Source organism: Phaeobacter gallaeciensis (assembly GCF_001678945.1).
Classification (GTDB): domain Bacteria; phylum Pseudomonadota; class Alphaproteobacteria; order Rhodobacterales; family Rhodobacteraceae; genus Phycobacter; species Phycobacter gallaeciensis_A.
On record NZ_CP015124.1, the window covers coordinates 1,547,501 to 1,574,363 of the forward strand.

Consider the following 26,863-nt stretch of genomic DNA (forward strand, 5'->3'; position numbering starts at 1 on the left):
TGCGCCATCGCGATCATCGGGGTGACGCCGATGCCGCCGCCCATCAGGAAGGACTTCGCAGCGCCCTCCTCCAACGGGAAATGGTTGATCGGCTTTGAAATGAAGATCCGGCGCCCTTCGGTAAAGATCCTGTGCAGCAGTTTAGAGCCGCCCCGCCCGGCATCCTCGCGCAGAACACCGATCTGATACTTTGACCGGTCGGCGGGATCGCCCGACATGGAGTATTGCCGCAGGAATTCCGGCGCCACGACGATGTCGAGATGCGCTCCGGCGGTCCATTCCGGCAGGTCGCTGCCATCGGGGCTGCGGAATTCATACTTGTTGACATCGGCGCTCATATCTTCGACCTTGGAGACGATCACCTGCAGCACGGGACTGTCCGCGTCGTTGGAATAGATGTGATCCCAGGCCCCGGTTTCCCCGCGCGCCCGGCGGGATCGATATTCTTCGGCGGTGACCATCGCCTGATAGGCCTCGATCCCGGCCTCCCGGTCCATCGGGAACGGATAGGGCCAGGGGTGCGGCGCCAGCGGCGCGGGATAGACCGCAAGAGTCTGATCCTCGTACTTCAGATCGAGATCCTTTTGCAGACCGCGGGCATTGACCGGGTGACGAGTCGGGCGATAGCCACCGTCCTCTTCCAGCTCCAGATCCCACCACCATTTCTTGGCCGGGTTCATCTCGCCATTGCCGAGCGCATCGTCCAGTTTCGCCAGCGCAGGCGCCGCCTTGGGCAGCTTCATCGCCGCCCAGCGGAAGGGTTTTTCGGCAAAGATCCCCTCAAGATTCCACGGACAGGTCTTCATGCAGCGCCCGCACATGGCGCCGCCCGGCGTGGTGATCCGATATGTGGTGCATTTCTGGCTGTCGCTTTTCCAGATCTCATAGCCGTTGAACATCAGCTTGGGTCCGGCCGTGATCGCCCCCGAGGGGCATTCGCGGGCGCATTTGTTGCAGCTCTCGCAAAAGGACTGCAGGCCAAAGTCGATCGGCTTGTCATGCGCCAGCGGCATATCGGTGGTCACCACCCCGGATTTCAGGCGCGGGCCAAGGAAGGGATTCAGGATCACCTCGCCAATGCGACTGACTTCCCCCAGCCCCGACAGCAGCAAAAGCGGCGGTTGCAGGACTTCGCCATCCATCACGGTGTGTGCCTTGGCCTTGTAGCCAAGGTTGCGGATCTGCCGCGCGATCACCCCGCCCAGCAGGGAAAACCGCAGATAGGCCCGCATGGATTGCGCCACCGCGATCCAGTCATCACCCGATGTGCCCTCGGTGGTGTCAAAGCCCTGATCGACGATCATGCTGATCGCCTGATCGTGGTCGGGCACGATGGGCGTGCCGGTCGCGTCATGGCTGTACCAGGTCCAGTCGGGGCAGCGGCTGATGCCGACCGCGTCGATCCCCAGCCAGTAACTGGCCGCCTTTACGTTGGCGGCGTTGCGCTCTGCATCCACGGGGCGCGGTCCTCGCGCGGGTTCACCATCCTGCAAAAGGACAAAGGCCCCCAGCATCCGCCGCTGTGCCATCGATGGCGCCGCCTTGCGCGCATAGAGCCCACCGGTCGCGGCCTTCTGATTTGCCTTGCCCATGTCGCCGAACTGGCTGCGGGCAAACATGTCGGCGCGTTTGGGAACGCGGGCGACGCGCGCCTCGTCGATATAGGTGGTCGGCGTATCGACCCGCTTCAGGGTTTCAAAGGGATGCGGCCCATCCTTGAAATCCCGCGCCGCAAAGGGATCGCCATTCAGCGCCGAACGTTCCGAACCAACGCCCAGCCACCATTTCGGCCCCTTGGTAGAAAGGCCCGGCTGCTGGTCTTCTGGCGCCAGCGGACGATCCATCGCAAGATCGAAATCGGTGGTCACCACCGCAAGGCCAAAGCGATCCCCCAGATAGGGATTCTGCAAACGGGAGCCCTTCACCGTTGCCAGCCCCGCAGACACAGCCAACTGATTGAGATCAACATCTGCAGAAGTGCCGGTATGCGCCTTGGCGTCCCAGCCCAGAAGGCGAATGTAATTGGCCAGCACCACGGCGGTTTCGCTGGCCCGCAGGCAGGCGCGGTGATGTTCCGCATCGTGCAGCCAGTCGCAGCCATCCTCACCCGGATGCGGGTCGCGCGGCATCTCGTAAAGGAAGGTGATCGCACGGGTATGCCCGCCGATCCCACTGGGCGGCGCCTGCATGGCATCGCGCAGATCCGCCATGATCATATCAATGCCCGAAGCCAGCGTCTTGGTCTGCTTGGTCTTCAGATCATGGGCCAGCCGGTCGATATCCGGATTGCGATAGGGTTGCTGCAGATGCGCCGACTGTGGCACCGGGCCGATCCCGACCATCGCAGCATCAGCAAAATAGCCAAACGCCTTGATATGATCTGCCCGCACCTGGGGATCCTCCGGGCAGCCTGCCTGCACCTTGTTGACCAGTCCATCCCGGATGGCGTCCATCATCGCCTGATAATCGCCCATGGCGTTGACGATCGACCCCGGCAGATCCGGGCGGCTGAAGGTCAGCGGCTGAAACGGAGGCACCGCAGTGAGATCCGGCATCCTGCCCCGCGCCAGCCGCTCAAGCGGGAAAGGCCCCAGATGAACGGGCCGGTCACGAGTAGAGAAGAAACGCATCGCCATAACACCGGATCCTGCTGTGAATGAAAAAGCTGCGCAGTCTATACCGCAGGTACAGGCCTATCGGTAGCAGCCAATATCCAATTTCACATAAAATCCACTTAAGTCACTGAATAATTTAAGAACAATAATGAGAGACGCGCTAGGTAACGCAGCTCTCCACTTCTTATCAGGCCGACAGCCAAGCGACGGATCAGCCCGTGCGGCCGTCGAAACGGCGGACATCCACTCCGCCTTCGGTCAAGCTGGCGCGCACCGCGCGGGCCAGAGACACCGCCGTCGGTGTGTCCCCGTGCAGGCAGATCGTGTCGATGGCGGTCGGGATACGCTTGCCGCTTTCGGTGATGATCGCGCCTTCCGTGACCATCTGCAGCATGCGCGGACCGGCCAGTTCCGGATCATGGATCACCGCACCCGGCTGACTGCGATCAACCAGGGTGCCATCGTCGTTATAGGCGCGGTCCGCGAAGATCTCGCCACACCAGTTGCAGCCCAGATCCCGCACCACCTCTTCCATGGCCGTGGCCGCTAGCACCATGACGATGATGTCCGGATCCACCTCCAGTGCCGCCTGATAGCAAGCCCGCGCCATATCGTAGTCGGTGCAGGCCATGTTGGACAGGGCGCCGTGCAGTTTCAGGTGCCGCACTTCGGTGCCCAGCGCCGCCGCCATGCCGCGCGCTGCACCCAGCTGATAGCGTACCAGATTGGCCAGCGTTTCATGCGGCACATGCATCCGGCGGCGGCCAAAACCCTGCAGATCCGGAAAACCGGGGTGCGCGCCGATTCCGACGCCATTGTCGCGGGCCAGCCCCATGGTACGCGCCATCACATCCGGATCGCCGGCATGGAACCCACAGGCAATATTGGCAGAGGACACCACGTCCAGCAGCGCTTGGTCATCACCCATATTCCACGGGCCAAAGCTTTCGCCCATATCCGCGTTCAGATCGACAGTTTTGCTCATGTATCGCCTCCAGTGGCAAAGGGGTCGGCCAAAGCAGAGACCGCACCGCTGACAAGTTGATAGGACAGAAGGTCCTGAATATCTGCGGGATCCCGCAGCAGAGGATGGCAATCGCCCGGCAAGGCGCGCAGCGCCCGGTCATATGCGTCCTGAATCTGCAACCCCTCCTCCAGCGAGACCCAGCGGAACCGTATCGACGCGCCCGCCTGTGCCTGGGCCACCTTGGGCAGATCGCAAGGCAGGACTGTCCCGATCCGGGGATATCCGCCAGTGGTCTGGGCCTCACGCAGCAGCACGAAGGGTTTACCGTCGCCGGTCATCTGCACATCACCGGGCACGATCACTTCGGACAGGATGTTGAGCTGCCCGGCAGCCGCAAAGCCCTCCCCGTCCGACAGCATCTCAACCCCCATCCGGTTGGCCCGGCTGCCGCGAGTGAACTCTGTCTCCGCGAAGCGGTTGCGCACATCGGGTGGGAACAGCGCGCTCTGGAAACTCTCCACGATGCGTAGCTCGCCGCCCTGAAACCGGTCTTCTGCAGCAAGGGTCAGCCCCGTTTCGCCCGGTGCATCCGGTCCGGCAGGCAACAGATCACCCACGGCGACTGCCCGGCCCAGCCCCGCCGCCACATGGGCGGAGCGGGAGCCAAGCACCGGCTCCGTATCGATACCGCCCCCTAGGTGCAGATAGCCATAAACACCGCGCCGGGCCGGGCCGATGTCCAGCCGCTGTCCAGCCTCAATCCGGTGGCTGGCGTTCCACGCCAACGCCGCCCCATCCAGCGTCGCGGCCATCGGTGCCCCGGTCAGGGCAATGCGCAGGGGCGCTGTTGCTTCGAAAGTGCCGCCCATGCCGCCCATTTCCAGCGCGGCCAGCCCCGGATCCTGCCGCAGCAAGGCAGCGCCCTCAGCCAACGCCAGCACATCCGCAGCGCCGCCGCGCGACACACCTTGATCCAGTAGACCCGGACGCCCGCCGTCCTGCACCGAGGCCGCCGGGCCGATTTTCAGCACTTTCAGCGCGTTCATGCCGGGATCTCCTCTGCGATGGCGCCGCCCATGGCTGCATCACTCTCTCGCAATTTCAGGAAATCAGCGCGCGAGACCGGTTCGAACTGCAACTCATCGCCCGCCTGCAGCGCAAAGGGTGCTTCGGATTCGGGGCGGAAGATCATGAAACCCGTCTGCCCGACATGGCGCCAACCCGTCGGTGTGGCAGAAGAAAACAACACGAACTGACGGATCGCCAGAACCAGCGCGCCGCGCGGCACCATCGGCGTCAGCTCGGTCTGGCGCGGTAGATCCCATTCAGGACCCAGCGGACCCAGATAAGGCTGCCCCGGCGCAAAGCCGATGGTCAGAACCCGCACCCGCGCCGATCCCAGACTGTCGATGGCCTGCGCCTCGCTCATCCCCGCAGCATCGGCGGCCTCTGCCAGTTGCGGCGCCAGATCGGTGCCATAGACGGTGGGGACCCGCCAGAACCTGCGCCCGGGCGGCAGCGCCTGCTGATACCAATCCCGGGTACTCAGCTCTTCCTCAAGCCGGGCCTGTAGCCTGTGATGATCAAGGATCGCGGGATCGAAACGGATATAGACCGAGGCCAGCGAGGTTGCCGTTTCAAGCACGCCATCAAGGCCCAGCGCCTCAAGTCGCTGACGAAAGGCAAGTGTCGCCCGGTTCGAAGGCTCACTCAATGCATCGGCAAAGGTCACCAGCATACCCGTCAGGCCGACCGTGCGGATCATTGGGAAATCCGAAGCTACGTGCGAAGTCATTCATGCCCCCTGTTTTGCGCGCAAACGTTGCGGCGCAGGGCGGGAGTGTCAACACAGCAGTTTCAATCCTCGCCGGGGATCAGGCCCCCGCGAGGGCACCCCCGCCCCCATAACAGGAGACATCTCCGTACCAGCCAAGACAAGGCGGCGCGTGTCGATCAGAGGGTTCAGAAATCTTCCCAGCGCACAGCCTCAGCCGTGGCGGCGTTCCCGACCGCAACCGGCGCGGCTGGCCTTGGCCGGGGGGCGGAAGCCTTGGCCGAGGGGCCTTTCCCAGAGCTCTCACCCTTGGTTTCCATGCCGATATCAGGACGCGTCTTGAAGGACTGCACCTCTTGCATCAGATGCGACGCATCGTTGGACAGAATCTGTGTCGCGGCCGTCGTCTGCTCCACCATGGCCGCGTTCTGCTGGGTCACCTGATCCAGCTGCGAAACGCCGGCGCTGATCTCGACCAGAGTGGTGGACTGCTCTGAAGCGCCGGTGGCGATCTCGGAAATGTGACCGGAGATCGTCCCCACCGCATCGACGATTCGCTTCAGTTCCTCGCCGCTGCGGCCAACCAGATCGACGCCAGTGCCGACGTTGTCCTTGCTCTCGTCGATCAGTTGTTTGATTTCACCCGCCGCCGTCGCCGACCTTTGCGCCAGCGCCCGGACCTCTGCGGCAACAACAGCAAACCCACGCCCTGCGTCTCCGGCACGGGCGGCCTCAACCCCCGCATTCAGCGCCAGAAGGTTGGTCTGGAAGGCGATCTCGTCAATCACAGTGATGATCTTGGCGATCCGCTCGGATGAGTTTTCGATCGCGGACATGGCGCCAATGGCATCGGATACAACCCGCTCACTCTGCACGGCGACAGACTGCGTGTTGCCAACAATTTCCTCGACCTTGCGCGCGCCTTCAGCAGCAGCGCGCACGGTCGATGTCAGCTGTTCCAAAGCCGCCGCCGTCTGCTCCAGCGTGGCTGCCTGGCTTTCGGTGCGATGCGACAGATCGGTGGACGACTGACTGATCTCGGATGCGGTCTGCTCCACCGCGAAGGACACATTCTTGACCGTGTTAACGGCCTTTTCCAGCTGTTCCATGGAGCGATTGAAGGCCTTGGCGATTACCACCGTGTCTTCCGAGCTGCGCACATTGACCCGCTGACGCAGATCTCCCTCGCTCAACGCCTGAAGTCCGGCGGCAACCTCCTGGAGGGCACGGCGGCGGGCGGTGACATCGGTTGCAACCTTGATGACCTTTTCGGTCACACCATCGGCACCAACCACAGGTGCATAGGTCGCCTGGATCCACACCACCGACCCATCCTTGGCAAGCCGGGGATATTGATCCGACATATTGCGCCCGGCTCGCAGCGCCGTCCAGAACTGTGCATAGTCCCCGCTTGCTGCAAATTTCGAATCCACGAACATGGCATGGTTTTTGCCGACAATCTCGTCGAGCTGGTATCCCAGCAACGAAAGAAAATTCTCGTTCGCAGAGATGATGGTTCCGTCAGCTTTGAACTGGATAACCGCCTGAGTTCGCTCGATCATATCCACGAGCACGCGATCCATTTCCGATCTTTCGGGCGCTGCCCGCGTCCTACCTTTAAAAAACACTCCAGCGCTCCGCGATGAGTTGGATTGGTTGTGTACTGAAAGCTCAAACTATCCGGAAATCTCTATCTAAACTTTAACGCTTGCAGAAAATCCGCGGTGCAAAAGAATAGCTCACGCTTCGACGGGATAGATGCCGACGGGAAAATGCGGCATGCCCGCTCCACTGCGACAGGACGTCTCTGCCACACCGGAACAAAGTAAAGGGGAGAAGAGAAGCAGTGGCGGACCGAGGAGGATTCGAACCCCCGACCCCTTGATTCGTAGTCAAGTACTCTATCCAGCTGAGCTATCGGTCCACTGCTGCGGGATTTAAGGCTCCCAGACGAATGCGGATTTACCATTCGTCTAACCTGCGCCGTCCACACCATTTTCAGTGTTTCAGGTAGTGGCGGACCGAGGAGGATTCGAACCCCCGACCCCTTGATTCGTAGTCAAGTACTCTATCCAGCTGAGCTATCGGTCCACTGGTGGCGGGGTTTAATGTGACCCGCAGATAGGCGCAACCCCAAAAACGAAATTAGTTTCAGCGCACCCGCACGGGCGCGTGAGCGACTTAAAACGCTCCGTCTCCTTTGGGCAGGCAGATCTCAAAAACCGTGCCCTCCGGGCCAGTCTGACGCATGTAAACGGCGCCGCCATGGCCCCGCGCCAATTCCTGCGCGATGGCAAGGCCAAGGCCACTGCCCCCCTTGCGCGCGCCACCCTGGAACGGGGTGAACAGGTTGTCCTGCGCCTTTTTTGGCAGCCCCGGCCCGGTATCGGTGATCCGGATTATCCAGGCGTCATCCTCTTCGCTGGCGGTGATTTTGACCTGCCCCGGCTTTCCGGTCGCGGCAATGGCCTGGCGGGCGTTGCGCACCAGGTTCATCACGATCCGGTAGAGCTGCTCCTGATCTGCCCGCACAGTCAGTCCAGCCGGGACCGAGGCCACGATCTCGACCTCTCCACCGCTGGCCGCCAGGGTCTCGCTTTCGGCGACGTCACAGGCGATCTCATGCAAGGAGACGAAAGCAAATGTTGGCGCGGGTTCTTCGGCACGGCCAAAGGCCAGCGTGCCTTCGCACAGCGAAACGGCCCTTGTGATGGAATTCACCAGCTTGGGCGCCAGCCTGCGCACCAGTGGATCCTCGCTGGTTTCGATGCGGTCGGTGAACAGCTGCGCCGAGGTCAGGATATTGCGCAGATCGTGGCTGACCTTGGCCACCGCTCCGCCCAGCTGCGCCAGCCGTTCTTTCTGCTTCAGCGCGTGGGTCAGCTCGGTCTGCAGCTTCATCAGCGCCTCTTCGGCTTCGCGCAGTTCAGTTACGCCTGCGTTTGGCTGGATGATTCCCCGCGCATCCTCGGGCGCGGCTGCATAGCGCTGCATATAGCCCACAACGCCCTTGATCGGGCGCACCAGGAACACCCGCACCGCCATGAACAGCAAAAGCGCCGTAAAGACCGAGATCACCGCCGACAGGATCAGAATACGAACGCCATAATCGATCATCGCCGACCGCAGGGGCGCGGTCTCCATGGTGATTTCGATCAGCAGCCCGGCATCTCGCACCGGCGCGCCAATGACCCGGATAATGCGGTTTCCGGGCGTCACCATACGCGTCATCGCATCGGAAATCAGTGTGAACGGCCCGGCCATGCGCAGATCAAAGGTACCTTCGATCGGCTGCGGAATCGGCGAGGACAGCACCAGCTGGCGCATCTCGTCCCGGCGCAGGACCACGTTGAAGACTCCCGCATTCGCCAGAAGCTCCTTCTCCAGCTCCGAATCCAGCATGTCGTCCGCCAGAAGCGCCAGCGAGGCGAGCTGCGCCCGCTCCAGACGGTCCGACAGGTAATCCAGCCGAAACCGGGAAATGGAGGGCACGAAGATCAGCACCTCGGCCAGCATTACAAAGACCGTGGTCAGAACCAGAAATCTGCCCGACAGCGTATTCAGCATTTCGCCCCTTCCGGCTTAGGGGATCCAGCGCTGTACGAACCGGACCACGCGTTCAACCTTGGGATTATCAAATAGACGAGGAGAGAAATAGGCCCCCGCGACCCGTTTGTTAACCTCACCAATCGTCGGATAGGGCGAGACCATGGCCGCGACCTGGCTCATCTTCATATTATTGGCCAGAACAAGCGACCAGAGGTTGATCAGTTCGCCTGCCTGATGGCCGACAATCGTGACCCCCACCGGACGGCCCTTGACCACCATCGCCTTGATGAAACCCTTCGCCTTGCGCTCGGCAAGGGCGCGGTCGTTGTGGCTGAAATCAAACCGCGCGATCTCCAGCTGGCTGCCGTGTTTCTTCCGCGCCTCTGCTTCGGTCAGGCCGACCTGCGCCAGTTCCGGGTCCGTATAGGTGGCCCAGGGAATATGGGCGGTCTTTGCCTTTGACGGCAGCCCGAACAGGACAGAGCGGATGATCACCCCGGCATGATATCCCGCCACATGGGTAAACTGCAGCCCCCCGGCCACGTCACCGATGGCATAGACGCGGCGATTGGTAGTGCGCAGGCTGTCATCGACCTTGATCCCCGAGCGCGTGGTCTCGATCCCCGCTACGTCCAGGTTTAGCCGCTCCGTATTGGTCTTGCGCCCGACCGCCACCAACAGATGCGTACCTTTGAAGATGCGGCCATCCTTTGCTTCAACTTCAATAGCCCCCGCCGCGCCGCGAATCTCACTGGCCAGGGCCTGTTCGGCAATCTCAACGCCTTCGGCGCGCAGATGATCCAGCACCAGGGTTGCGGCCTCGGGATCATCCTTTGCCAGCGCGGTGTCACCTTCGATCACCGTCACCTTGCTGCCCAAACGCACATGCGCCTGCGCCATTTCCAGACCGATGGGGCCACCGCCGATGATCAGCAGATGATCTGGGCGCTCGCGCAGATCAAACAGGGTCTCGTTGGTCTCATAAGGCACCTGATCCAGCCCGGGGATTGGCGGCACCAGCGGCGACGATCCCGTGGCGATGACAATCCGCCGCGCGGTGATGACGTGATCGCCCGCCTCCACCTCGCGCGGAGAAATAAACCGCCCGAGCGCACGGATCACCCGCACCCCGAACCCTTCGAACCGCTCCTGACTGTCGACCGGTGCAATGGTGTCGATCACATCCTGAACATGATCCTTGGCCGCCGCGTAATCCGCCTGCGGCACCTGATCAGCCACCCCGAAGGCCGCGGAATGCGCGGCGCCATAGGCCGCCTTGGCGCTGGCCAGCAGCGCCTTTGAAGGTACGCAACCGTAGTTGAGGCAATCGCCGCCCATCTTGTGCCCCTCCAGAAGGACCACATCGGCGCCCATCTGGCTGGCCCCGGCCGCGACAGACAAGCCACCTGACCCGGCCCCGATGACCAGCAGATCACATTTAATACGCTGCATGATCATGCCTCCGGCGTTTTGCCTGCACCCTTGCGGCGCAGCGATTTGACGATGATTGGCATGGCCGCCAGCACACAGAGCCCCAGAATCGGGCCGATCACATGCGGCTCCCACAGGAGCGACAGGTCGGGATCCTCGCCTCGGTCGAACACGGCGCCGACACCAACACCGATCCAGGTAAAGACGATGGCGCCGGGGATGATTCCCACCGCCGTCGTCCACAGGAAGTTTCCGAACTTCACCCCGACCATGGCGGGCAGCAGATTAGCCACGAAAAACGGTACCGCCGGAACAAGGCGTAACAGCAGGAGCACCTCAATCTCGTTTTCCCGCAGCGCCTGTTTTAACATTTGCACGCGTCCTTCGGCGGCTTCGAAGCGGGCCGAGAGTGTTTCGCCCAGCCCCCAGCGCGCCGCCAGAAAGATGCCTGCTGCACCGATGGTGGCCGAGACCACATTGAGCGTAGTCCCGGTGGCAAGGCCGAACAGGAACCCGCCGGTCACCGAAGCAACAGCGGCGCCGGGCAGCGAAAACACGACCATGACGATGTAAACGGCCGCAAAAACCGCCGCGAGGCCGATCAGATTCTCATCACGGAACTGCAACAGCGCCTCCCGATTGTCCCGAAGCGTGTCGAAGGTAAGGTAATCCTTCAGCGTCACGGCTCCGATCACCGCGACCACAGCCACGATAATCAAAGGCAGGTGCCGCGCGATGCCCGGCTTTTTGAGGTCTGTCATCTTGCTCTCACCCATGTCTTGGCTGTTCGGCAGGGCACGGACACCGGGGGAGGTCCGCCCCCCTTGATCCGCCTGCCCCGGCGCCTTTTGCTGCTCCGGTGCATTTTTCTATGATCAATATGGCCCCGGCACGAGCCTGACGCATAGCAGTTCACGGGCGCTTGATCACCGGACATTTTTCGTGAGAAATCCACTGGCCCACATGCGCGCTCTGTAACAATCCCACCGGTTTTCGTGACACGACAGCGCCGCAGCCCCCCGAATTTTGACATAAATATTGCATGAGGGGACGAAAAGCGGCGAAAACACCGGCCAATGGGTTTGACTTGCCGCCCGATCCCTTCTAATGACCGGGCTTCGAGATTTGACCCCGGGAGGCGATTCCGCGCCCTGCCCGTAGATACAATGTGGAGACCGGAGCGATGAAACGCACCTATCAGCCTTCGAACCTGGTTCGCAAACGCCGCCACGGCTTCCGTGCGCGCATGGCCACCAAGGCAGGCCGCAAGATCCTGAACGCACGCCGCGCACGTGGCCGGAAAGAGCTGAGCGCATAAACCGCGCTCACTGCTTGATCCGCGTTGACGGTATGACACCGCCGAAGGCCCCCAAAGACGGCTCTGCCGACGACCGGGACACGCCTTCGGCGGTTTCCGTTTGTCCAGATGGCGCCGAATCCCCGCAAGGGATTGAGGTGTTGACCAAGCGCCGCGAGTTTCTTGCGGCTGCGCGCGCGCGTCGTCAGGGCAGCAAGGGCATGATGGTCCAGGGTCGCAACCGCCGGGATACCGGCGGCATTCGCGTTGGCTTCACCTGCTCAAAAAAGGTCGGCAATGCCGTTGCCCGCAACCGGGCCAAACGCCGACTGCGCGAGGTGGCTCGGATGATTCTGCCCAGTCACGGTCGCCCCGGCTGGGATTACGTGCTCATTGGCCGCGCCAATGAAACCGCCCAGCGCCCGTTCGAAGAACTGAAACGCGACCTGATCTACGCCCTGAAGAAGATTCACGGCTGATCCTGTCTGCGGGGCCTTCCCCGGGCCCAACCTGCTTCCTATCTTGATCAACATGACCTTCTTTGCCCGCATCCTTGCCCTGCCCGTGCGCGCCTATCGGCTGATCTTCAGTCCCTGGGTCGGTTTTAACTGCCGGTATCAACCCACCTGCTCGGCCTATGCGCTGGAATCGCTGGAAAAACACGGCGCAGTAAAGGGAACATGGCTGTCTCTGCGGCGAATCGGCCGCTGCCATCCCTTGGGCGGAGATGGCTACGATCCGGTACCGGGCAGCGATCCACAGCACGAGACCGAACAAAAGAGCAAGTCACAGGGTTAAGGGGCTGCTATTCCCCACCCAGCGCCCACGACAGGCACTCTCGGCTCAAAACCTTGTGCCCCGCTTTTTTCTTGGCAAAGCCGTTTTGACAGGCTACGGGGCCGTCATGCTTGATGATGATCTGGACGAAATCCATCCGCTCTTTGCCGGTGCGCCCTCCACCACCGAATTCAAGAAGCTGCGCAAACGCATAGTCCGCTATGCCCGCGAAGCGATTGATCAATACGGCATGGTGGAACGACGCACGGACGGCACCACGCCGCGCTGGCTGGTCTGCCTGTCCGGCGGCAAGGACAGCTACACCCTGCTTGCGGTTCTATATGAACTGAAATGGCGTGGGCTGTTGCCGGTGGACCTTCTGGCCTGCAATCTGGATCAGGGTCAGCCCGGTTTTCCGGCAACGGTTCTGCCGGAATTCCTTGAAAAGATGGGCGTTCCGCACCGCATCGAATATCAGGACACCTACAGTATCGTCGTCGACAAGGTGCCACAGGGGCGGACCTATTGCGCCCTGTGCTCCCGCCTGCGCCGGGGTAACCTTTATAGGATCGCGCGCGAGGAAGGCTGCTCCGCAGTTGTGCTGGGGCATCACCGCGATGACATCCTTGAGACGTTCTTCATGAACCTGTTTCATGGCGGGCGACTGGCTACCATGCCGCCCAAGCTGGTCAATGAAGAGGGCGACCTCTTCCTGTTCCGCCCCCTGGCCCATGTGGCCGAGGCGGATTGCGAGAAATTTGCCAAGGCGATGAACTACCCGATCATCCCCTGCGACCTGTGCGGAAGCCAGGACGGCCTGCAACGCCAGCAGGTCAAACAGATCCTGGATCAGTGGGAATCAAACAGCCCCGGGCGCCGCCAGGTTATGTTCCGGGCCCTGATGAATGCACGTCCTTCGCATCTTCTTGACCCGAAACTGTTCGATTTTGTAGGGTTGAGCGTGAAAAACCCATCAGAAACAGAAGATTTGGACAAGATTCCCGTATTGCGTTAACTCCGCAGTTAGAAGCGGATCATAGTCTTTGCATGCACCCCTGTGCAGAAGGTGAAAGGTCCGCTCATGCCAAAACTCAATTCAGGTCTGCTGACGCACATCCGGAGAAAGATCGCTCCTGCGTTGTTCACGCCTCCTGTCTTGGCGTTTCTGCCTGCCCTGACACTGGCGACCTTCTGGATTGGCGGCGAGGCTGCGCTGCTTTGGGTGGCCCTCGGCCTTCCCATTCTCTTCGCAGCCCTTGGCGGCTTTGACCGCTCACGTAATCGCGGTACACCCCGGGATAGCATCACCGGCATGATGCTGCGCGAAGGGTTCGAACTGGGTGTGCGCGACGTGTTCGAGGACACCTCTGATACCGGGCTGCGCTCGGTGATCTACATCATCGAAATCGACGATTACAAAAACGTGGTGGATCGCTACGGTCAGGAAGCCGGCGATCAGATCATGCAGCGTTGCGGCGACCGCATCGCCAGCACCCTGCGAAATAAGGATATCGTGGCACGGATCGGCGACAGCAAATTCGGCATCTGCCTGACACCCGTGTTGCAGCTGGACCTGGAATCCTGCGTGCAGCTGTCCGGCCGCATGCAGGCCTCGGTCGAAGAACCGATCTCGCTTGATGGCACATCGGTTTATATCTCCTGCTCCATCGGGTTCTGCCTGCGCAGCCGTGCGCCGGGCACCAAACCTTCCGACTGGGTCGCTGCCGCCGCCACCGCGCTGGCCGAGGCGCAGCAAAATGGCCCCTCGGGCATCCGGGTCTATTCCGCAGATATCTATCACCGCACCAAAGCGCGCTGTAATCTGCGCGACGAAGTTGCCGAGGCGCTGGAAACCGGTCAGATCATGCCCTGGTTCCAGCCCCAGATCTCAACGGATACCGGACGAGTGTCCGGGTTTGAGGCGCTGGCCCGCTGGATGCATCCGGTCCGCGGCCTGATCCCGCCGCATACTTTCCTGCCCGCGCTGGAAGAAGCCGGGCTGATGGAGCGGCTGAGCCAGGTCATGCTGTTCCACTCTCTCACCGCCATCAAGGCATGGGACGCGGCTGGTGTGGAGGTTCCCTCTGTCGGGGTGAACTTTGCCACCCAGGAGCTGCGCAACCCCGGCCTTGCCGACAATATCCGCTGGGAACTGGAACGCTTTGGCCTGTCGTCGGACCGCCTGTCGGTCGAAATTCTGGAAACCGTCATGACGGACCAGCCCGACGATGTGGTGACCCGTAATATCGCAGCGCTGAGCGCCATGGGCTGCCGGATTGAGCTGGATGATTTCGGTACCGGCCATGCCTCGATCTCGGCGGTGCGGCGCTTCAATATCTCCCGGATCAAGATCGACCGCTCTTTCGTGATGAAATCGGACCGCGATCCGGAGCAGCAGAAACTGATTGCTGCGATCCTGACCATGGCCGAACGTCTGGACCTGGAAACCCTGGCCGAAGGCGTTGAAACCGTGGGCGAGCACGCGCTGCTGTCGCAACTGGGCTGTGACCATGTTCAGGGCTTTGGCATCGGCCGCCCGATGCCCTTTGACCAGACTCTGGACTGGATCACCGCGCATCAGTCCAAACTGCAGGACGCACCGGCCATTGGACGGCAAAACCCCTGATTTTTTGGATTTCCCGGCGCCGGGGGCGGAATGCCGCCCCTGTTTTCCCGGATTCCGCTTGACCTTTGGGGTCCACCTCTGTTGAACCACACCCTGTCATTCCATGCACGAGGTGGCGGTCCCCAATGGACGATCAGAACAAGAATCTCATTCTCGCAACAGCACTCAGTTTCCTGGTGATCCTTGGGTGGTACAGCTTTTTCCCGCCGCCGGAACCGGAGCCTGCTCCGGAAACCGTGGCGAATGAAACGGCTCCTGCGGGAGACACGGCAGCTGCGCCCGGCGCAGCCCAGCCCGATACCGCAGTCAGCACCCAGCCCAGCGAAGAGGCCCAGGCCCCCGACGCTCCGCGCCTGACCATCGATACCCCGCGCCTGGCGGGCAGTATCTCGCTTCAGGGTGGGCGGATCGATGATTTGGCGCTGAAAGACTACCACGTCGAGCTGGCAGAGGACTCCGACATCGTGCGGGTCCTGTCCCCGGTGGGCGAGGACAATGCCTTTTACGCGCTTTATGGCTGGGCACCGGGCACCGGGCTTGGCTTTGACGATGTTCCGGGCGCCAATACCGTCTGGTCTGCGGACGAAGGCCAGGTTCTGACACCGGACAGCCCGGTGACCCTGACCTGGGACAACGGCAAGGGCCTGACCTTTACCCGTACCGTCGCAGTGGATGAGGATTATCTGTTCTCGGTCACCCAATCGGTTCAGAACGCCACCGGCGCCACCGTGGCCCTGGCCCCTTATGGCACCCTGGCGCGTCACGGCGAACCTGCGAATCTGAAAAACTTCTTCATCCTGCACGAAGGCGTCGTCGGCATGGCCGACGGAGAGCTGGCGGAAATCGACTATGGCGACATGGCCGATTTCGACCCCGATCCGCGTGATGGATCGCGCGCCGAGGTCAAGCAGGTCGAATCCAACGGCTGGCTCGGCTTCACCGACCACTACTGGATGTCCACGCTGATTCCCGAACCCGGTCAGGGCTTCCGCTCGATCGCGAAATACGACGAGCGGCGCGAGATCTACCAGACCGACGTCGTGCTGCCGACCGCGACCCTCGCCGATGGCGAAAGCAGCGAAGTCACCACCATGCTGTTTTCCGGCGCCAAGGAATGGGCGACCATCCGTGGCTACCAAAAAGACGGCATCGAAGGCTTCCTCGACAGCATCGACTGGGGCTGGTTCTTCTTCCTGACCAAACCGATCTTTGCCGTCCTGCACTGGCTGCACGCGATGATCGGCAACATGGGCTGGTCCATTATCGGCCTCACCATCTTCATCAAGATCCTGGTCTTCCCGCTGGCATATAAATCCTATGCGTCGATGGCGAAGATGAAGGAACTTCAGCCGCAGATGGAAAAGCTGAAAGAGCGCGCAGGCGACGACCGTCAGAAGCTCCAGAAAGAAATGATGGAGCTCTACAAGAAGGAAAAGGTGAACCCCGCTGCGGGCTGCCTGCCGATCCTGATCCAGATCCCGATCTTCTTCTCGCTCTACAAGGTGATCTTCGTCACGCTGGAACTGCGGCACGCGGCCTTTTTTGGTCCCTTCCAGGACCTCAGCGCGCCCGATCCGACCTCGTTGATGAACCTCTTCGGCCTGCTGCCGTTCTCTGGCCCCGAGCCCGGAACCATCTTTGCCACCGTGTTCATCGGGATCCTGCCCATCCTTCTGGGTGTGTCCATGTGGCTGCAGCAGAAACTGAATCCGGCGCCCACCGATCCGACGCAAAAGATGATCTTTGCCTGGATGCCTTGGGTGTTCATGTTCATGCTTGGCGGTTTTGCTTCGGGTCTGGTGGTTTACTGGATTGCGAACAACACCATCACCTTTACGCAGCAGTATCTGATCATGCGCAGCCACGGGTATAAACCGGACGTGTTTGGCAATATCAAATCCAGCATGAAACGCGCACCCAAGACGGAAGACAAATGACAGACACCGTTACAGAGATCTGGCGCCACCCGGTCAAATCACACGGCCGGGAAGCGCTGGAAACGGTAACACTGACCGCCGGGCAGACCATGCCCGGCGATCGTGTTTGGGCGGTGGCGCATGAGGCCTCTACCGCCGATGGCAGCGCATGGGTGCCCTGTTCCAATTTCAGCCGTGGCGCCAAGGCGCCGCAACTGATGGCGATTGATGCCAGCTACGACGAGGCCACCGGCCACGTCACGCTGCGCCATCCCAGCCGGGGCGAACTGACCTTCGACCCCGACGCCGCAGAGGACCTGCCCCGGTTTCTTGATTGGGTGGCCCCGCTGATGCCCGCAGAGCGCGCCGCCTCGGCGCATATCGTTCGGGTGCCGGGGCGTGGCATGACAGACACCGATTTCCCCTCGGTGTCGCTGTGCAACCTTGCCTCGCACCGCGCGGTCGAGGCGGCGATCGGTCATGAGCTGTCGCCACAACGCTGGCGTGGCAACATCTGGTTCGATCTGGGCACGCCCTGGGTGGAAAACGAATGGCTCGGCCGTGAGGTGCAGATCGGGGAAGCGGTCTTTGCGGTGCGCGAACGCACCCGCCGCTGCATGGCGACAACCGCCAACCCGGCCACCGGCGAACGCGATGCCGAAACGCTGAAGACCCTGAACAGTGCCTTTGGCCATCAGGATTTTTCAGTCTATGCAGAGGTCGTGCGCGGCGGAACTATCCGCCTTGGCGATCTGGTAAAGGTGCTCTGATGCAAATGCAATTTTCCCTGGCCGAAGCGCCGGACGAGGCAACCGCCGAAAAGGGCCGCAAACTCTTTGCTGGCCAGTCCGAATTCCTGAAAGGCGTGGTCGCCATGTCGGGCCTGCCCGAAGCTGACCGGGTCGAGGTCTGCTTTGCCGGGCGCTCCAACGTGGGCAAGTCGAGCCTGATCAACGCGCTGACCGGCACCAAGGGGCTGGCGCGCGCCTCCAACACCCCGGGCCGCACGCAAGAGATCAACTATTTCACCCAAGGTCCCGATCTCTACCTCGTCGACCTGCCCGGCTATGGCTATGCCAATGCGCCGCTGGCGGTGGTGGAGAAATGGCAGAAGCTGCTGAAACGCTATCTCAGCGGGCGTCAGACCCTGCGCCGCGCCTTTGTGCTGATCGACAGCCGCCACGGCATCAAGAAGGTCGATGACGAGATCATGGCGCTGCTGGACAGCGCTGCGGTGACCTTCCAATGCGTGATGACCAAGGCCGACAAGGTCAAGGCGAAGGATCTGGATAAGGTGATGGAGCAGGTACGTAGCGCCCTGTCCAAACACCCGGCGGCCTATCCTGAAATCGTGATGACCTCTTCTGAGAAGGGCGAGGGAATCGCCACGCTGCGCTCGATCATCTCCGGCATCGACTAAGCCATTCGGCGCCCGTCAAACATGCTGGGCGCCGTTCACTTCGATCTCCGCCCCGGAGATATATGAGCTCCCTTCAGAGCAGAGGAAGTAGATCGCAGAGGCGACTTCCTCGGGCTGGCCCAGACGCTGCATCGGCAGTTTTTCCACGATATGTTCGGTCCCCGGTGACAGGATTGCCGTTTCCACCTCTCCCGGCGCGATGGCATTGACCCGCACGCCGAGCGGGCCGAAGTCATGCGCCATCTCCCGCGTCAGTGCTGCCAAGGCTGCCTTTGACGTGGCATAGGCCGCCCCAGCGAAGGGATGCACCCGGCTGCCCGCGATTGAGGTCACGTTGACCACGGAGCCCTTGGCGGCTGCCAGTTCATCCTTCAACCCCCGCGCCAGCACCACCGAGGCAAAGAAATTGACGTGGAACACCTTGCCCCATGTCATCAGATCAGTGTCGAGCGTGTTCAGCCGTTCGCCATCCGGCCCTTTGGGGGAAATCCCCGCATTATTGACCAGTGCATCCAGCCGCCCGTTCAGACGCTCCTGAATGACCCCAACCGCATTAATGGTGTCCGAGGGGTCCGACAGGTCCAGTTGCACGTGATTCTCTTCTCCGCCGCCCCAGGGGCATTCCTGCGGAAACGGGTGGCGGGAACAGGTGATCACCCGCCAGCCTTCGGCATTGAAATGCCGCACGGTGGCATGGCCAATGCCGCGGCTGGCTCCGGTCAGCAAAAGGGTCTTCTGGCTCATTGGGTGGGTTCCGGTCTGAGGGCTCTACGGCCTGACCCTATCATTCCCGCACCGCGCTGCAACGGCGCACTTGGCACAGGGCGCAGAACCGCGTAACACCACTTGCCAGAGGGACCCAGCCATGAAGAAGCAAGATATGAACCGCGATTGGATTGCAACCGCCGAGACACTGTCCAGCGCCCTGCCCTATATGCAGCGCTATGACGGTGCCATCGTCGTGATCAAGCTCGGCGGACACGCCATGGGCAGCGACGAGGCCATGGAAACCTTTGCCCGCGATATCGTGCTGATGCGACAGGTCGGAGTGAACCCGGTCATCGTGCATGGCGGCGGTCCAATGATCAACGCAATGCTGGACAAGCTTCAGATCAAGTCCGAGTTCGTCAACGGCAAGCGGGTCACCGACAAGGCCACGATGGAAGTGGTCGAAATGGTCCTGTCCGGTCTGGTCAACAAACGCATCGTGCAGGCGATCAATGCACAGGGCGGTATGGGTGTTGGCCTGTCAGGCAAGGATGCGGATCTGATCACCTGCGAAGAGACCAACCCGGATCTGGGATTCGTCGGCACACCGGTAGAAATGAATCCGGCGGTGCTGCACCACCTGTTCGAGAATGACATCATTCCTGTCATCGCTCCGATCGGCGCGGGCCGCAACGGCGAGACGTTCAACATCAACGGCGACACCGCCGCCGGGGCGATTGCCGAATCCCTCAACGCCGATCGCCTGCTGCTGCTGACGGATGTCTCTGGCGTGAAAAACGCCAGCGGCGAAGTGGTTACCGAATTGAAGGCCGCCGATGTCGAGGAAATGACAAAGGCAGGCGTCATCGCAGGCGGCATGATCCCGAAGACGGAAACCGCCCTATCAGCGGTCCGAAACGGTGTCCGGGCCTGTACCATCGTCGATGGACGGGTGCCGAATGCGGTGCTGCTGGAGCTGTTCACCGATCATGGCGCCGGGTCGATGATCCGGGCCTAACCCGCACGGGTGACATCAAGACAGTATTGAAACCGCCCCTTTCCCGGGCGGTTTTTCTTTGGGATCACGGGTCCAGAGGCTACATTTGGTTACCATCACCCAGGGAAGCCTATGACATCCGCACCCAGTTATCAGGAGATCGAGCGCGCCGCCAAAAACCGCGACCTTGCTGTGCTTGGCGCCCTACACCCGCGCCATAGCCCAGTTCAGGACCTGACGGGCGGTACGCTGGTCCTCTTGGGCCTTCTGGGGCCGGAATGCTGGACCCGCATCACCGGCGCGCCGGAGTTCAGCGATGCTGCGACCGATCCGCTGGACCGATGGTCTAAGCGGATCATCGACGCCTTGGCGACAGATACCGGAGCCACCGCCCACTACCCCTTTGGCGGGCCGCCCTATACGCCCTTCATCAACTGGGCGCTGGCCTCGGGGCGGGCTTTCACATCCCCGTCGCACATGCTGGTCCATGATACGGTTGGCATGATGATCTCGTACCGGGGAGCGCTTCACTTGCAGCAGGAGATCGATCTACCACCGCCTCCTATGGCGCAGTCCCCCTGCGACAGCTGCGTGGCCAGACCCTGCCTCAGCACCTGCCCGGCGCAGGCGTTGGTGGCCGGTGGCCCCTACGGTGTTACCGCCTGCCACAGCCATCTGGACACCCCGGAGGGCGCTCCTTGCCTTGAAAACGGCTGCCTTGCCCGGCTTGCCTGCCCCCTCAGCCAGGGGGCCAGTCGCGACCCGGTTCAATCGGCCCATCACATGAGCTATTTTCACAAGACATGACCTGCACACTTATTCTGACCCGCCACGCTAAATCCGCCTGGGACACCAGCGCCCCCAGCGACCATGCCCGCCCCCTGAACAAACGGGGCCGCGCCTCGGCCAAGGCATTGGGCGACTGGCTGCGGGACATCGATCAGTTGCCGGGACAGGTGCTTTCTTCCTCTTCGCAGCGCACGCGGGAAACCTATCAGCTGATGGATCTCTTCGCACCGGCTGTCTTTACCGAACGGCTGTTCCACGCCAGCCCGGAGATCATCTTTGAGGTTCTGAAACAGGCCGAACATCCGCGAACCATGATCCTGTGCCACAACCCGGGCATTGCCGCATTTGCCCATGCCATCGTAAGCCATCCGCCAGACCATTCGCGATTTGACGACTACCCCACCGGCGCCACGCTGATCGCCCGCTTTGACATCGACCGCTGGAGCGATCTGACCTGGGGCAGCGGCAAGGTGGTGGATTTCATCGTGCCACGCGAACTTCTGGGCGCCTGACCCCCCCCCCAAAAAAACCCGCCGGAATATCCGGCGGGTTTCTTATTGGCGCAATGATCGGGAAGATCAGTGACCCAGGATCTGGCTCAGGAAGAGCTGGGTACGTTCGCTTTGCGGGTTGTTGAAGAAGGCCTCCGGCTCATTCTGCTCAACGATCTGACCCGCATCCATAAAGATAACCCGGTTCGCCACCTGACGGGCAAAACCCATCTCGTGGGTCACGCAAAGCATGGTCATGCCCTCTTCCGCCAGTTCGATCATGGTGTCGAGCACCTCTTTGATCATCTCGGGGTCAAGCGCCGAGGTCGGCTCATCGAACAGCATGATGCGCGGCATCATGCAAAGCGAGCGCGCGATCGCCACACGCTGCTGCTGACCACCGGACAGCTGGCCCGGGAACTTGTTGGCCTGATCGGGGATCTTGACCTTTTCAAGGAAATGCATCGCCCGCTCTTCGGCTTCCTTCTTGGGCGTCTTACGAACCCAGATCGGCGCCAGCGTGCAGTTTTCCAGAATGGTCAGATGCGGGAACAGGTTGAAGTGCTGAAAGCACATGCCAACCTCGGACCGGATCTTGTCGATGTTCTTCAGATCCGACGACAGCAGCGTGCCATCCACGGTGATCGAGCCCTGCTGGTGTTCTTCCAGCGCGTTGATGCAGCGGATCAGTGTCGATTTACCAGAGCCGGACGGGCCGCAAATCACGATCCGTTCGCCCTCATAGACCGTCAGGTTGATATCGCGCAGCACGTGAAAGGACCCGTACCACTTGTTCATTCCGTCAATGGTGATCGCGACTTTGTCGGATACCTGCATTTGTGAAGTGCCAGTCATGTCTTGGCCTCCTTATCGGTGATCGGTCGCAAGGCGGCGTTCCAGCCATTGCGAGTATTGTGAGATGCCGTAGCAGACGACAAAGAACAGAGCGGCAGCGAAGCCCAGAAGCTCCCAGTAGACGCCATTCCATTCGGTCGAAGCGAGGATCGGTCCGCGGATCATACCCACCAGGTCGAACATCGAGATGACCGACACCAGAGTGGTATCCTTGAACAGGCCCACGGCCACGTTGACGATGCCCGGGATCGAGATCTTCAGCGCCTGCGGCAGGATGATCAGACGCATCGCCTGCGGGTAATCAAGCCCCAGCGAATCCGCAGCCTCATACTGCCCTTTGGGCAGGGCCGCGAGACCACCACGGATCACCTCGGCGATGTAGGCCGCGGAGAACATAGTGATCATGATGACCACACGCAGGAACAGGTCCACGGTGGCATCAGGCGGGAAGAAATAGGCCAGCATCACCGACGCCACGAACAGCAGCGTGATCAGCGGCACACCGCGCACGAACTCGATGAAGACCACGCAGATCCATTTGATCAGCGGCATGTCAGACTGACGGCCCAGCGCCAGGGCAATGCCCAGCGGCAGGGACAGCGACACGCAGGTCACACCCAGCATCAGGTTCAGCATGAAGCCACCCAGATCACGCGAAGGCACCGCTGGCAGCATCGCATTGTCCGACGCCCCTTCGGGGATCAGCAAGCTGCCCAGCCACCAGATGATCAGGGCTGCAGCAATGCCACCAAAGAAGCCCGCGGCGAAGGAACCCCGTCCATAGATCTGGAACACCACGCCGCCAACGATGAACCCCAGAAGGGCCAGGATCGGCGCCATGATTGTGCCACCCCAGATCAACCAGAAGGCAATAAAGGGATAGAGCGCGGTGAAGATCAGCATCTTACGGGGCAAATCGAAGAACAGCACTGGCGCAATCGCCACCAGCAGCAGAACCAGCGCCAGGTTCGGGCGCCAGTAGAACTCCGCCGGGTATTTGAACCCGTAAAGAAGCTGGTGCCAGCGTTCGGTCAGAACCGAGAAACAGGCCCCGACCTTGCCATCCAGAACCTCGCGGCACTCATTCAGCGAGTTGGTCGTCCACACGCCATTCACCAGCCAGGGCACGGTGTTCTGCAGGATCATGTAGATCAGGGTCAGCGCCACAAGGGTCAGGATCCCGTTGGGAATGCTGGAGAACAGGTTTTCCCGCAGCCATTTCACCACGCCGGTTTCGTTGGCCGGCGGTGGTGAGGGCGGAATGGTGCCTTCGGCGACAAAGGCAATCGGGTTGGTTGTCTTGTCACTCATGGCTTAGCGCTCCTTCAGCTTCACGGAGGCGTTGTAGATGTTCATCACCATCGAGATGACCAGCGATGCCGTCAGATAGAACAGCATCAACAGGAGCACGCATTCGATTGCGCGTCCGGTCTGGTTGAGGGTAATGCCGCCCAGGGTCGCGGTGATATCCGCATAGCCCACGGCGATCGCCAGCGAGGAGTTCTTGGTGATGTTGAGATACTGCGAAATCAGCGGCGGAATGATCACCCGCAGCGCCTGAGGCAGAATCACCAGGTTCATGATGCGTCCAGGACGCAGTCCCAGCGCGGCCGCCGCTTCGGTCTGGCCCTTGGAGATCGCCTGGATCCCTGCCCGCACGTTCTCGGCGATAAAGGCACCGGTGTAGATCGAAAGTGCGAACCACAGTGCGATCAGCGGACCGCCGATCTTGATACCGCCCTGGAAGTTGAACCCTTTGAGTGCGGGAACTTCCCAGGTCAGCCCCATGATGAGCATCAGCAGGATGAATGGCACCAGCCAGACGCCCAGCACCATCAGCAGCGTCTTGGGGCGCACGCCGGTGGCTTCCTGTTTCGCGGTCGCCCAGGTCTCGATCCGGCGGGTGACGAACAGGGAGCCGATCAGAACCGCCAGCACCAGAACCCAGTTGAGGGCGGTGGAAGCAAACAGACCGCTCTCGAACCACGGCATCGGAATGTAGACACCCCGGTTAGTGAAGGCGAAGAGATCCAGCAGCATCGTCGAATCCGGATTGTCACCGCGGAAGGCCCGCGGTCCCGGCAATACGGCGGTCATGATCGTAAAGATGATGATGATCCAGATAAGAACCGGAATGTTGCGGAAGATCTCGACGTAGACCGCCATCAGCTTGGAGACGAGCCAGTTGTTGGACAGACGCAGAACGCCGGCGATCACGCCGAAAATCGTCGCCGTAACGCAGGCAAGGAAAGCAACCAGAAGCGTATTCAGAACGCCCACAAGGGCGGCACGCCCGTGGCTGTCCTGGTTGTCATATTCGACAAGCCGCTGGTTGATATCATAGCCGGCGGGATTGCCCAGAAAGTCATAAGAGATGTTGAGGCCCGCGGCGCGCAGGTTCTGGATCAGGTTATTCCCCAGATACCAGATCGAAAGTGCAAGCAGGAGCGCGGCAATCGCCTGAAAGGTCAATGAACGATAGCGGGTATCGTTGATCAACATAGACAGCCGGAACCCGTCCTGTGGAGGGTCAGAGAGAGTTGACATGTAAAGAGATCCCCGAGGCTACAGATCTGTGTCCCGGCAGAGTTTTCCCCTGCTCCGCAGAAATCCGAAGCTCATTTTTTTCAGATAGGAAAAGGGCGCAGGATGTCCTGCGCCCTCTCCGTTTTGTGCTTACCGGAACGGCGGCGAGTACAGCAGACCACCTTCGGTCCACTGTGCGTTCAGACCACGGGCCAGACCGATCGGGGTGTCTTCACCGATGTTCTTGGCGAAGACTTCACCGTAGTTACCGCCAGCGGCGATTGCGTTCTTGGCCCAGTCAGCCGACAGACCCAGCATCTCGCCCAGGGTACCTTCGGTGCCCAGCAGACGGTTGATTTCGGGATTGTTGGTGCCTGCGGACATCTCAGCCAGGTTGGCCGAGGTCACGCCCAGCTCTTCGGCGGTGATCAGAGCGTTGAGGGTCCAGCGGACCACGTCGCCCCATTCGTTGTCGCCGTGGCGGACAAGCGGACCGAGCGGCTCTTTGGAGATGATCTCGGGCAGCAGCACGTGGCCTGCCGGATCGTCAAAGGTTGCGCGGGTCGCGGCCAGGCCGGATGCGTCGGTGGTGTAAACGTCACAGGCGCCAGCCAGATACTGCTGCTGTGCTTCGGCGTTGGTTTCGATCGGAACCGGCTCGTAGCTGATGTTGTTGGAGCGGAAGAAGTCCGCCAGGTTCAACTCGGTGGTGGTACCGGTCTGGATGCAGACGGTTGCGCCGTCCAGTTCCTTCGCCGAGGAAACACCCAGGTCTTTCGGAACCATGAAGCCTTGGCCGTCGTAGTAGTTCACGCCGGTGAATTCGAACTTCAGATCAACGTCGCGCGAAAAGGTCCAGGTGGTGTTACGCGCCAGCATGTCGATTTCACCCGAGGCCAGAGCCGTGAAGCGGGTTTTGCCGGTGGTCGGCACGAATTCAACAGCGGTCGAGTCGCCCAGAGTGGCCGCAGCAACAGCGCGGCAGACGGCGACGTCAAAACCTTCCCATTCCCCATTCGCATTCGGAGCAGCAAAACCGACCAGACCGGTGGTGACGCCGCAGTTCAGTTTGCCGCGGGCTTTCACATCGTCCAGCGTACCGGCAGCAGCTGCACCAGCTGCAATCCCGGCCACGGTCAGCGCGCCCAAAAATACGGATTTGTTCATTTTTACCTCTTCCTGATGTTCCACCTGTACTGGTGGTTTTTTTCCGCCGTTAGCCATATCGGAACGACGGGATCTAGGGAAAACACCTAAATCACAGGGAAGTTTGGGCGGATTCATAAACAAACGTCAAGGGTTGGATCACCAAATTCGATGGACGCATAGCGAACAGGGGGGCGATTGTTAAAATTTTTCGCTCAACCGTCCCGCTGTGATATTTCCTGTCTCACGTCCTATCCCGGCGGCTGTCTCAACCCGAGAAATCGTAGAACCGTTTAGCGTGCAAAAAAGAATCACGCTTCAGCTCTGCTGTGGTTTGCGCCTCTTCATCGACACCCCACTGCTCTTCCTGCCAGCGTTCATCCAGCCGGGACATCTGCCAGATCTCCTCGGCGTCGCGCCAGTCCATGGCGGCAGCAAAGCCCAGGATCAGAGACCCCGACATCCCCACGAGATCGTGAAACCCAGCGAGCTGAAATGGGGTCATCCCATGCACCCGGGCGCGCAGGTCAGCAATAGTGGCCGCATCCTGCGGCTGATGAAGAACACCGCTGCGCGGATGCAAGCGTGCGCCCAGCGCCTCATGCGCCCAGTCGAGCGCCGGATCCCATTCCTCGGCCTGACGGGCGACCAGTTCCTTCGGGCTATCGGCCCGGTAGCACAGCAAATCGGAATCGCCATATTCAGCCAGCATATCGGCCACTTCGGCGTGCTGATGGGTCACCTTGTCGATGGCAGCATTGGCCGAGCGGGTAAAAGGCATGGTGGCGGGATTGACCGATTCGGTCTGCGCGTCCCACTCCGCTGCGATGGCTTCGGCCATCTGCTGCGAGGGGACTTCAAGCAGAGCCTTTGCCGGGGTTTTGACCCGGCGCCCGTCCAGTTCAACGGTATAGCCGTCATCCGTCTCGGCGACTGCCGTGGCTTTCCAGAATCGTTTCGGTGCCCATTCGCTCATTGT

Annotated in this window: 25 protein-coding genes and 2 tRNA genes (1 of these 27 only partly in view); 11 read left to right on the plus strand and 16 right to left on the minus strand. The window is 61.2% G+C overall.

All coding sequences use genetic code 11. The features are described 5' to 3' along the window. The 10 genes from JL2886_RS07390 to JL2886_RS07435 all read right to left on the minus strand — a co-directional run. A protein-coding gene (locus JL2886_RS07390; protein WP_065271418.1) for a 2Fe-2S iron-sulfur cluster-binding protein crosses the window boundary here: on the minus strand, window positions 1-2,636 show its 5' portion. The gene continues 577 nt to the left of window position 1, outside the view; 2,636 of the gene's 3,213 nt are visible here — the first part of the coding sequence; it begins with the start codon at window positions 2,634-2,636; its stop codon lies off the left edge, out of view. A 190-nt stretch (window positions 2,637-2,826) separates the two neighbouring features. Beyond that, complete coding sequence (locus JL2886_RS07395; RefSeq protein WP_065271419.1) at window positions 2,827-3,600, minus strand: LamB/YcsF family protein; 774 nt, start codon at window positions 3,598-3,600, stop codon at window positions 2,827-2,829. Continuing rightward, window positions 3,597-4,628, minus strand: coding sequence for a biotin-dependent carboxyltransferase family protein (locus JL2886_RS07400; RefSeq protein WP_065271420.1), 1,032 nt, complete (start codon window positions 4,626-4,628; stop codon window positions 3,597-3,599). Before JL2886_RS07400 ends, JL2886_RS07395 begins: the two co-directional genes overlap by 4 nt. Further along, window positions 4,625-5,377: a 5-oxoprolinase subunit B family protein gene (locus JL2886_RS07405; protein ID WP_065271421.1), complete on the minus strand. Its 753-nt coding sequence runs from the start codon at window positions 5,375-5,377 to the stop codon at window positions 4,625-4,627. Before JL2886_RS07405 ends, JL2886_RS07400 begins: the two co-directional genes overlap by 4 nt. Before the next feature lie 167 nt (window positions 5,378-5,544). Continuing rightward, on the minus strand, window positions 5,545-6,984 hold the full coding sequence (locus JL2886_RS07410) for a methyl-accepting chemotaxis protein (protein ID WP_420480635.1): 1,440 nt from the start codon (window positions 6,982-6,984) through the stop codon (window positions 5,545-5,547). 219 nt (window positions 6,985-7,203) lie between these two features. Next, window positions 7,204-7,280: transfer RNA gene (locus JL2886_RS07415), tRNA-Arg, on the minus strand. Between the two features lie 90 nt (window positions 7,281-7,370). Then, a tRNA-Arg gene (locus tag JL2886_RS07420) sits at window positions 7,371-7,447 on the minus strand. 90 nt (window positions 7,448-7,537) lie between these two features. Then, on the minus strand, window positions 7,538-8,923 hold the full coding sequence (locus JL2886_RS07425) for a sensor histidine kinase (RefSeq protein WP_065271423.1): 1,386 nt from the start codon (window positions 8,921-8,923) through the stop codon (window positions 7,538-7,540). A 15-nt stretch (window positions 8,924-8,938) separates the two neighbouring features. Further along, window positions 8,939-10,357 (minus strand): dihydrolipoyl dehydrogenase family protein, encoded by a 1,419-nt coding sequence (locus JL2886_RS07430; RefSeq protein WP_065271424.1) that lies wholly within the window; start codon window positions 10,355-10,357, stop codon window positions 8,939-8,941. 2 nt (window positions 10,358-10,359) lie between these two features. Then, window positions 10,360-11,097: a TVP38/TMEM64 family protein gene (locus tag JL2886_RS07435; RefSeq protein ID WP_335645307.1), complete on the minus strand. Its 738-nt coding sequence runs from the start codon at window positions 11,095-11,097 to the stop codon at window positions 10,360-10,362. 422 nt (window positions 11,098-11,519) lie between these two features. Between JL2886_RS07435 and rpmH the strand changes: the two genes are divergently transcribed. The 8 genes from rpmH to yihA all read left to right on the plus strand — a co-directional run bounded on the left by rpmH (window position 11,520) and on the right by yihA (window position 18,372). After that, window positions 11,520-11,654 (plus strand): 50S ribosomal protein L34, encoded by a 135-nt coding sequence (gene rpmH, locus JL2886_RS07440; protein WP_008554144.1) that lies wholly within the window; start codon window positions 11,520-11,522, stop codon window positions 11,652-11,654. 32 nt (window positions 11,655-11,686) lie between these two features. After that, window positions 11,687-12,112, plus strand: a complete 426-nt coding sequence (gene rnpA / locus JL2886_RS07445) for a ribonuclease P protein component (RefSeq protein ID WP_065271426.1) — start codon at window positions 11,687-11,689, stop codon at window positions 12,110-12,112. Between the two features lie 52 nt (window positions 12,113-12,164). After that, complete coding sequence (yidD, locus tag JL2886_RS07450) at window positions 12,165-12,431, plus strand: membrane protein insertion efficiency factor YidD (protein WP_065271427.1); 267 nt, start codon at window positions 12,165-12,167, stop codon at window positions 12,429-12,431. 106 nt (window positions 12,432-12,537) lie between these two features. Further along, window positions 12,538-13,425, plus strand: coding sequence for a tRNA 2-thiocytidine(32) synthetase TtcA (gene ttcA, locus JL2886_RS07455; RefSeq protein ID WP_065271428.1), 888 nt, complete (start codon window positions 12,538-12,540; stop codon window positions 13,423-13,425). Window positions 13,426-13,491: 66 nt separating this feature from the next. Further along, window positions 13,492-15,036: a putative bifunctional diguanylate cyclase/phosphodiesterase gene (locus JL2886_RS07460; protein ID WP_065273587.1), complete on the plus strand. Its 1,545-nt coding sequence runs from the start codon at window positions 13,492-13,494 to the stop codon at window positions 15,034-15,036. Between the two features lie 125 nt (window positions 15,037-15,161). After that, window positions 15,162-16,973 (plus strand): membrane protein insertase YidC, encoded by a 1,812-nt coding sequence (gene yidC, locus JL2886_RS07465; RefSeq protein ID WP_065271429.1) that lies wholly within the window; start codon window positions 15,162-15,164, stop codon window positions 16,971-16,973. After that, a complete protein-coding gene (locus JL2886_RS07470; protein WP_065271430.1) occupies window positions 16,970-17,722 on the plus strand; it encodes an MOSC domain-containing protein in 753 nt (250 codons plus the stop codon). Before yidC ends, JL2886_RS07470 begins: the two co-directional genes overlap by 4 nt. Continuing rightward, the gene (yihA, locus tag JL2886_RS07475) at window positions 17,722-18,372 is read left to right on the plus strand and encodes a ribosome biogenesis GTP-binding protein YihA/YsxC (RefSeq protein WP_065271431.1); all 651 of its coding nucleotides are present in this window, start codon (window positions 17,722-17,724) and stop codon (window positions 18,370-18,372) included. Before JL2886_RS07470 ends, yihA begins: the two co-directional genes overlap by 1 nt. A 15-nt stretch (window positions 18,373-18,387) precedes the next feature. Here the strand turns inward: yihA and JL2886_RS07480 are convergent, their stop codons facing one another. Continuing rightward, complete coding sequence (locus tag JL2886_RS07480; RefSeq protein ID WP_065271432.1) at window positions 18,388-19,116, minus strand: SDR family NAD(P)-dependent oxidoreductase; 729 nt, start codon at window positions 19,114-19,116, stop codon at window positions 18,388-18,390. Window positions 19,117-19,237: 121 nt separating this feature from the next. Here JL2886_RS07480 and argB point away from each other — a divergent pair, with 121 nt between their 5' ends. The 3 genes from argB to JL2886_RS07495 all read left to right on the plus strand — a co-directional run bounded on the left by argB (window position 19,238) and on the right by JL2886_RS07495 (window position 21,378). Further along, window positions 19,238-20,098 carry an acetylglutamate kinase gene (gene argB / locus JL2886_RS07485; protein ID WP_065271433.1) on the plus strand — a complete coding sequence of 287 codons (861 nt, stop codon included), beginning with the start codon at window positions 19,238-19,240 and terminating at the stop codon, window positions 20,096-20,098. A gap of 111 nt (window positions 20,099-20,209) precedes the next feature. Next, window positions 20,210-20,884 carry a ferredoxin gene (locus JL2886_RS07490; RefSeq protein ID WP_065271434.1) on the plus strand — a complete coding sequence of 225 codons (675 nt, stop codon included), beginning with the start codon at window positions 20,210-20,212 and terminating at the stop codon, window positions 20,882-20,884. Continuing rightward, the gene (locus JL2886_RS07495) at window positions 20,881-21,378 is read left to right on the plus strand and encodes a SixA phosphatase family protein (protein ID WP_065271435.1); all 498 of its coding nucleotides are present in this window, start codon (window positions 20,881-20,883) and stop codon (window positions 21,376-21,378) included. The genes JL2886_RS07490 and JL2886_RS07495 overlap by 4 nt, the downstream gene beginning before the upstream one ends. Window positions 21,379-21,444: 66 nt before the next feature. Here the strand turns inward: JL2886_RS07495 and JL2886_RS07500 are convergent, their stop codons facing one another. The 5 genes from JL2886_RS07500 to JL2886_RS07520 all read right to left on the minus strand — a co-directional run bounded on the left by JL2886_RS07500 (window position 21,445) and on the right by JL2886_RS07520 (window position 26,860). After that, on the minus strand, window positions 21,445-22,194 hold the full coding sequence (locus JL2886_RS07500; protein ID WP_082996035.1) for an amino acid ABC transporter ATP-binding protein: 750 nt from the start codon (window positions 22,192-22,194) through the stop codon (window positions 21,445-21,447). 30 nt (window positions 22,195-22,224) lie between these two features. Beyond that, window positions 22,225-23,523 (minus strand): amino acid ABC transporter permease, encoded by a 1,299-nt coding sequence (locus JL2886_RS07505; RefSeq protein WP_065271437.1) that lies wholly within the window; start codon window positions 23,521-23,523, stop codon window positions 22,225-22,227. A 3-nt stretch (window positions 23,524-23,526) separates the two neighbouring features. Next, the gene (locus JL2886_RS07510) at window positions 23,527-24,759 is read right to left on the minus strand and encodes an amino acid ABC transporter permease (RefSeq protein ID WP_065271438.1); all 1,233 of its coding nucleotides are present in this window, start codon (window positions 24,757-24,759) and stop codon (window positions 23,527-23,529) included. Window positions 24,760-24,888: 129 nt separating this feature from the next. Then, window positions 24,889-25,905, minus strand: coding sequence for an amino acid ABC transporter substrate-binding protein (locus JL2886_RS07515; RefSeq protein WP_065273588.1), 1,017 nt, complete (start codon window positions 25,903-25,905; stop codon window positions 24,889-24,891). A gap of 247 nt (window positions 25,906-26,152) precedes the next feature. Continuing rightward, window positions 26,153-26,860, minus strand: coding sequence for an ATP12 family chaperone protein (locus tag JL2886_RS07520; protein ID WP_065271439.1), 708 nt, complete (start codon window positions 26,858-26,860; stop codon window positions 26,153-26,155). Window positions 26,861-26,863: the final 3 nt, after the last annotated feature.

Excerpts from the sequence above, each read along its gene's own strand:
- JL2886_RS07395 (WP_065271419.1), bottom strand. The coding sequence starts at position 3,600 with ATGAGCAAAACTGTCGATCTGAACGCGGATATGGGCGAAAGCTTTGGC.
- JL2886_RS07400 (WP_065271420.1), bottom strand. The coding sequence starts at position 4,628 with ATGAACGCGCTGAAAGTGCTGAAAATCGGCCCGGCGGCCTCGGTGCAG.
- JL2886_RS07405 (WP_065271421.1), bottom strand. The coding sequence starts at position 5,377 with ATGACTTCGCACGTAGCTTCGGATTTCCCAATGATCCGCACGGTCGGC.
- JL2886_RS07425 (WP_065271423.1), bottom strand. The coding sequence starts at position 8,923 with ATGCTGAATACGCTGTCGGGCAGATTTCTGGTTCTGACCACGGTCTTT.
- JL2886_RS07430 (WP_065271424.1), bottom strand. The coding sequence starts at position 10,357 with ATGCAGCGTATTAAATGTGATCTGCTGGTCATCGGGGCCGGGTCAGGT.
- JL2886_RS07435 (WP_335645307.1), bottom strand. The coding sequence starts at position 11,097 with ATGACAGACCTCAAAAAGCCGGGCATCGCGCGGCACCTGCCTTTGATT.
- rpmH (WP_008554144.1), top strand. The coding sequence starts at position 11,520 with ATGAAACGCACCTATCAGCCTTCGAACCTGGTTCGCAAACGCCGCCAC.
- rnpA (WP_065271426.1), top strand. The coding sequence starts at position 11,687 with ATGACACCGCCGAAGGCCCCCAAAGACGGCTCTGCCGACGACCGGGAC.
- yidD (WP_065271427.1), top strand. The coding sequence starts at position 12,165 with ATGACCTTCTTTGCCCGCATCCTTGCCCTGCCCGTGCGCGCCTATCGG.
- ttcA (WP_065271428.1), top strand. The coding sequence starts at position 12,538 with ATGCTTGATGATGATCTGGACGAAATCCATCCGCTCTTTGCCGGTGCG.
- JL2886_RS07460 (WP_065273587.1), top strand. The coding sequence starts at position 13,492 with ATGCCAAAACTCAATTCAGGTCTGCTGACGCACATCCGGAGAAAGATC.
- yidC (WP_065271429.1), top strand. The coding sequence starts at position 15,162 with ATGGACGATCAGAACAAGAATCTCATTCTCGCAACAGCACTCAGTTTC.
- JL2886_RS07470 (WP_065271430.1), top strand. The coding sequence starts at position 16,970 with ATGACAGACACCGTTACAGAGATCTGGCGCCACCCGGTCAAATCACAC.
- yihA (WP_065271431.1), top strand. The coding sequence starts at position 17,722 with ATGCAAATGCAATTTTCCCTGGCCGAAGCGCCGGACGAGGCAACCGCC.
- JL2886_RS07480 (WP_065271432.1), bottom strand. The coding sequence starts at position 19,116 with ATGAGCCAGAAGACCCTTTTGCTGACCGGAGCCAGCCGCGGCATTGGC.
- argB (WP_065271433.1), top strand. The coding sequence starts at position 19,238 with ATGAAGAAGCAAGATATGAACCGCGATTGGATTGCAACCGCCGAGACA.
- JL2886_RS07490 (WP_065271434.1), top strand. The coding sequence starts at position 20,210 with ATGACATCCGCACCCAGTTATCAGGAGATCGAGCGCGCCGCCAAAAAC.
- JL2886_RS07495 (WP_065271435.1), top strand. The coding sequence starts at position 20,881 with ATGACCTGCACACTTATTCTGACCCGCCACGCTAAATCCGCCTGGGAC.
- JL2886_RS07500 (WP_082996035.1), bottom strand. The coding sequence starts at position 22,194 with ATGCAGGTATCCGACAAAGTCGCGATCACCATTGACGGAATGAACAAG.
- JL2886_RS07505 (WP_065271437.1), bottom strand. The coding sequence starts at position 23,523 with ATGAGTGACAAGACAACCAACCCGATTGCCTTTGTCGCCGAAGGCACC.
- JL2886_RS07510 (WP_065271438.1), bottom strand. The coding sequence starts at position 24,759 with ATGTCAACTCTCTCTGACCCTCCACAGGACGGGTTCCGGCTGTCTATG.
- JL2886_RS07515 (WP_065273588.1), bottom strand. The coding sequence starts at position 25,905 with ATGAACAAATCCGTATTTTTGGGCGCGCTGACCGTGGCCGGGATTGCA.
- JL2886_RS07520 (WP_065271439.1), bottom strand. The coding sequence starts at position 26,860 with ATGAGCGAATGGGCACCGAAACGATTCTGGAAAGCCACGGCAGTCGCC.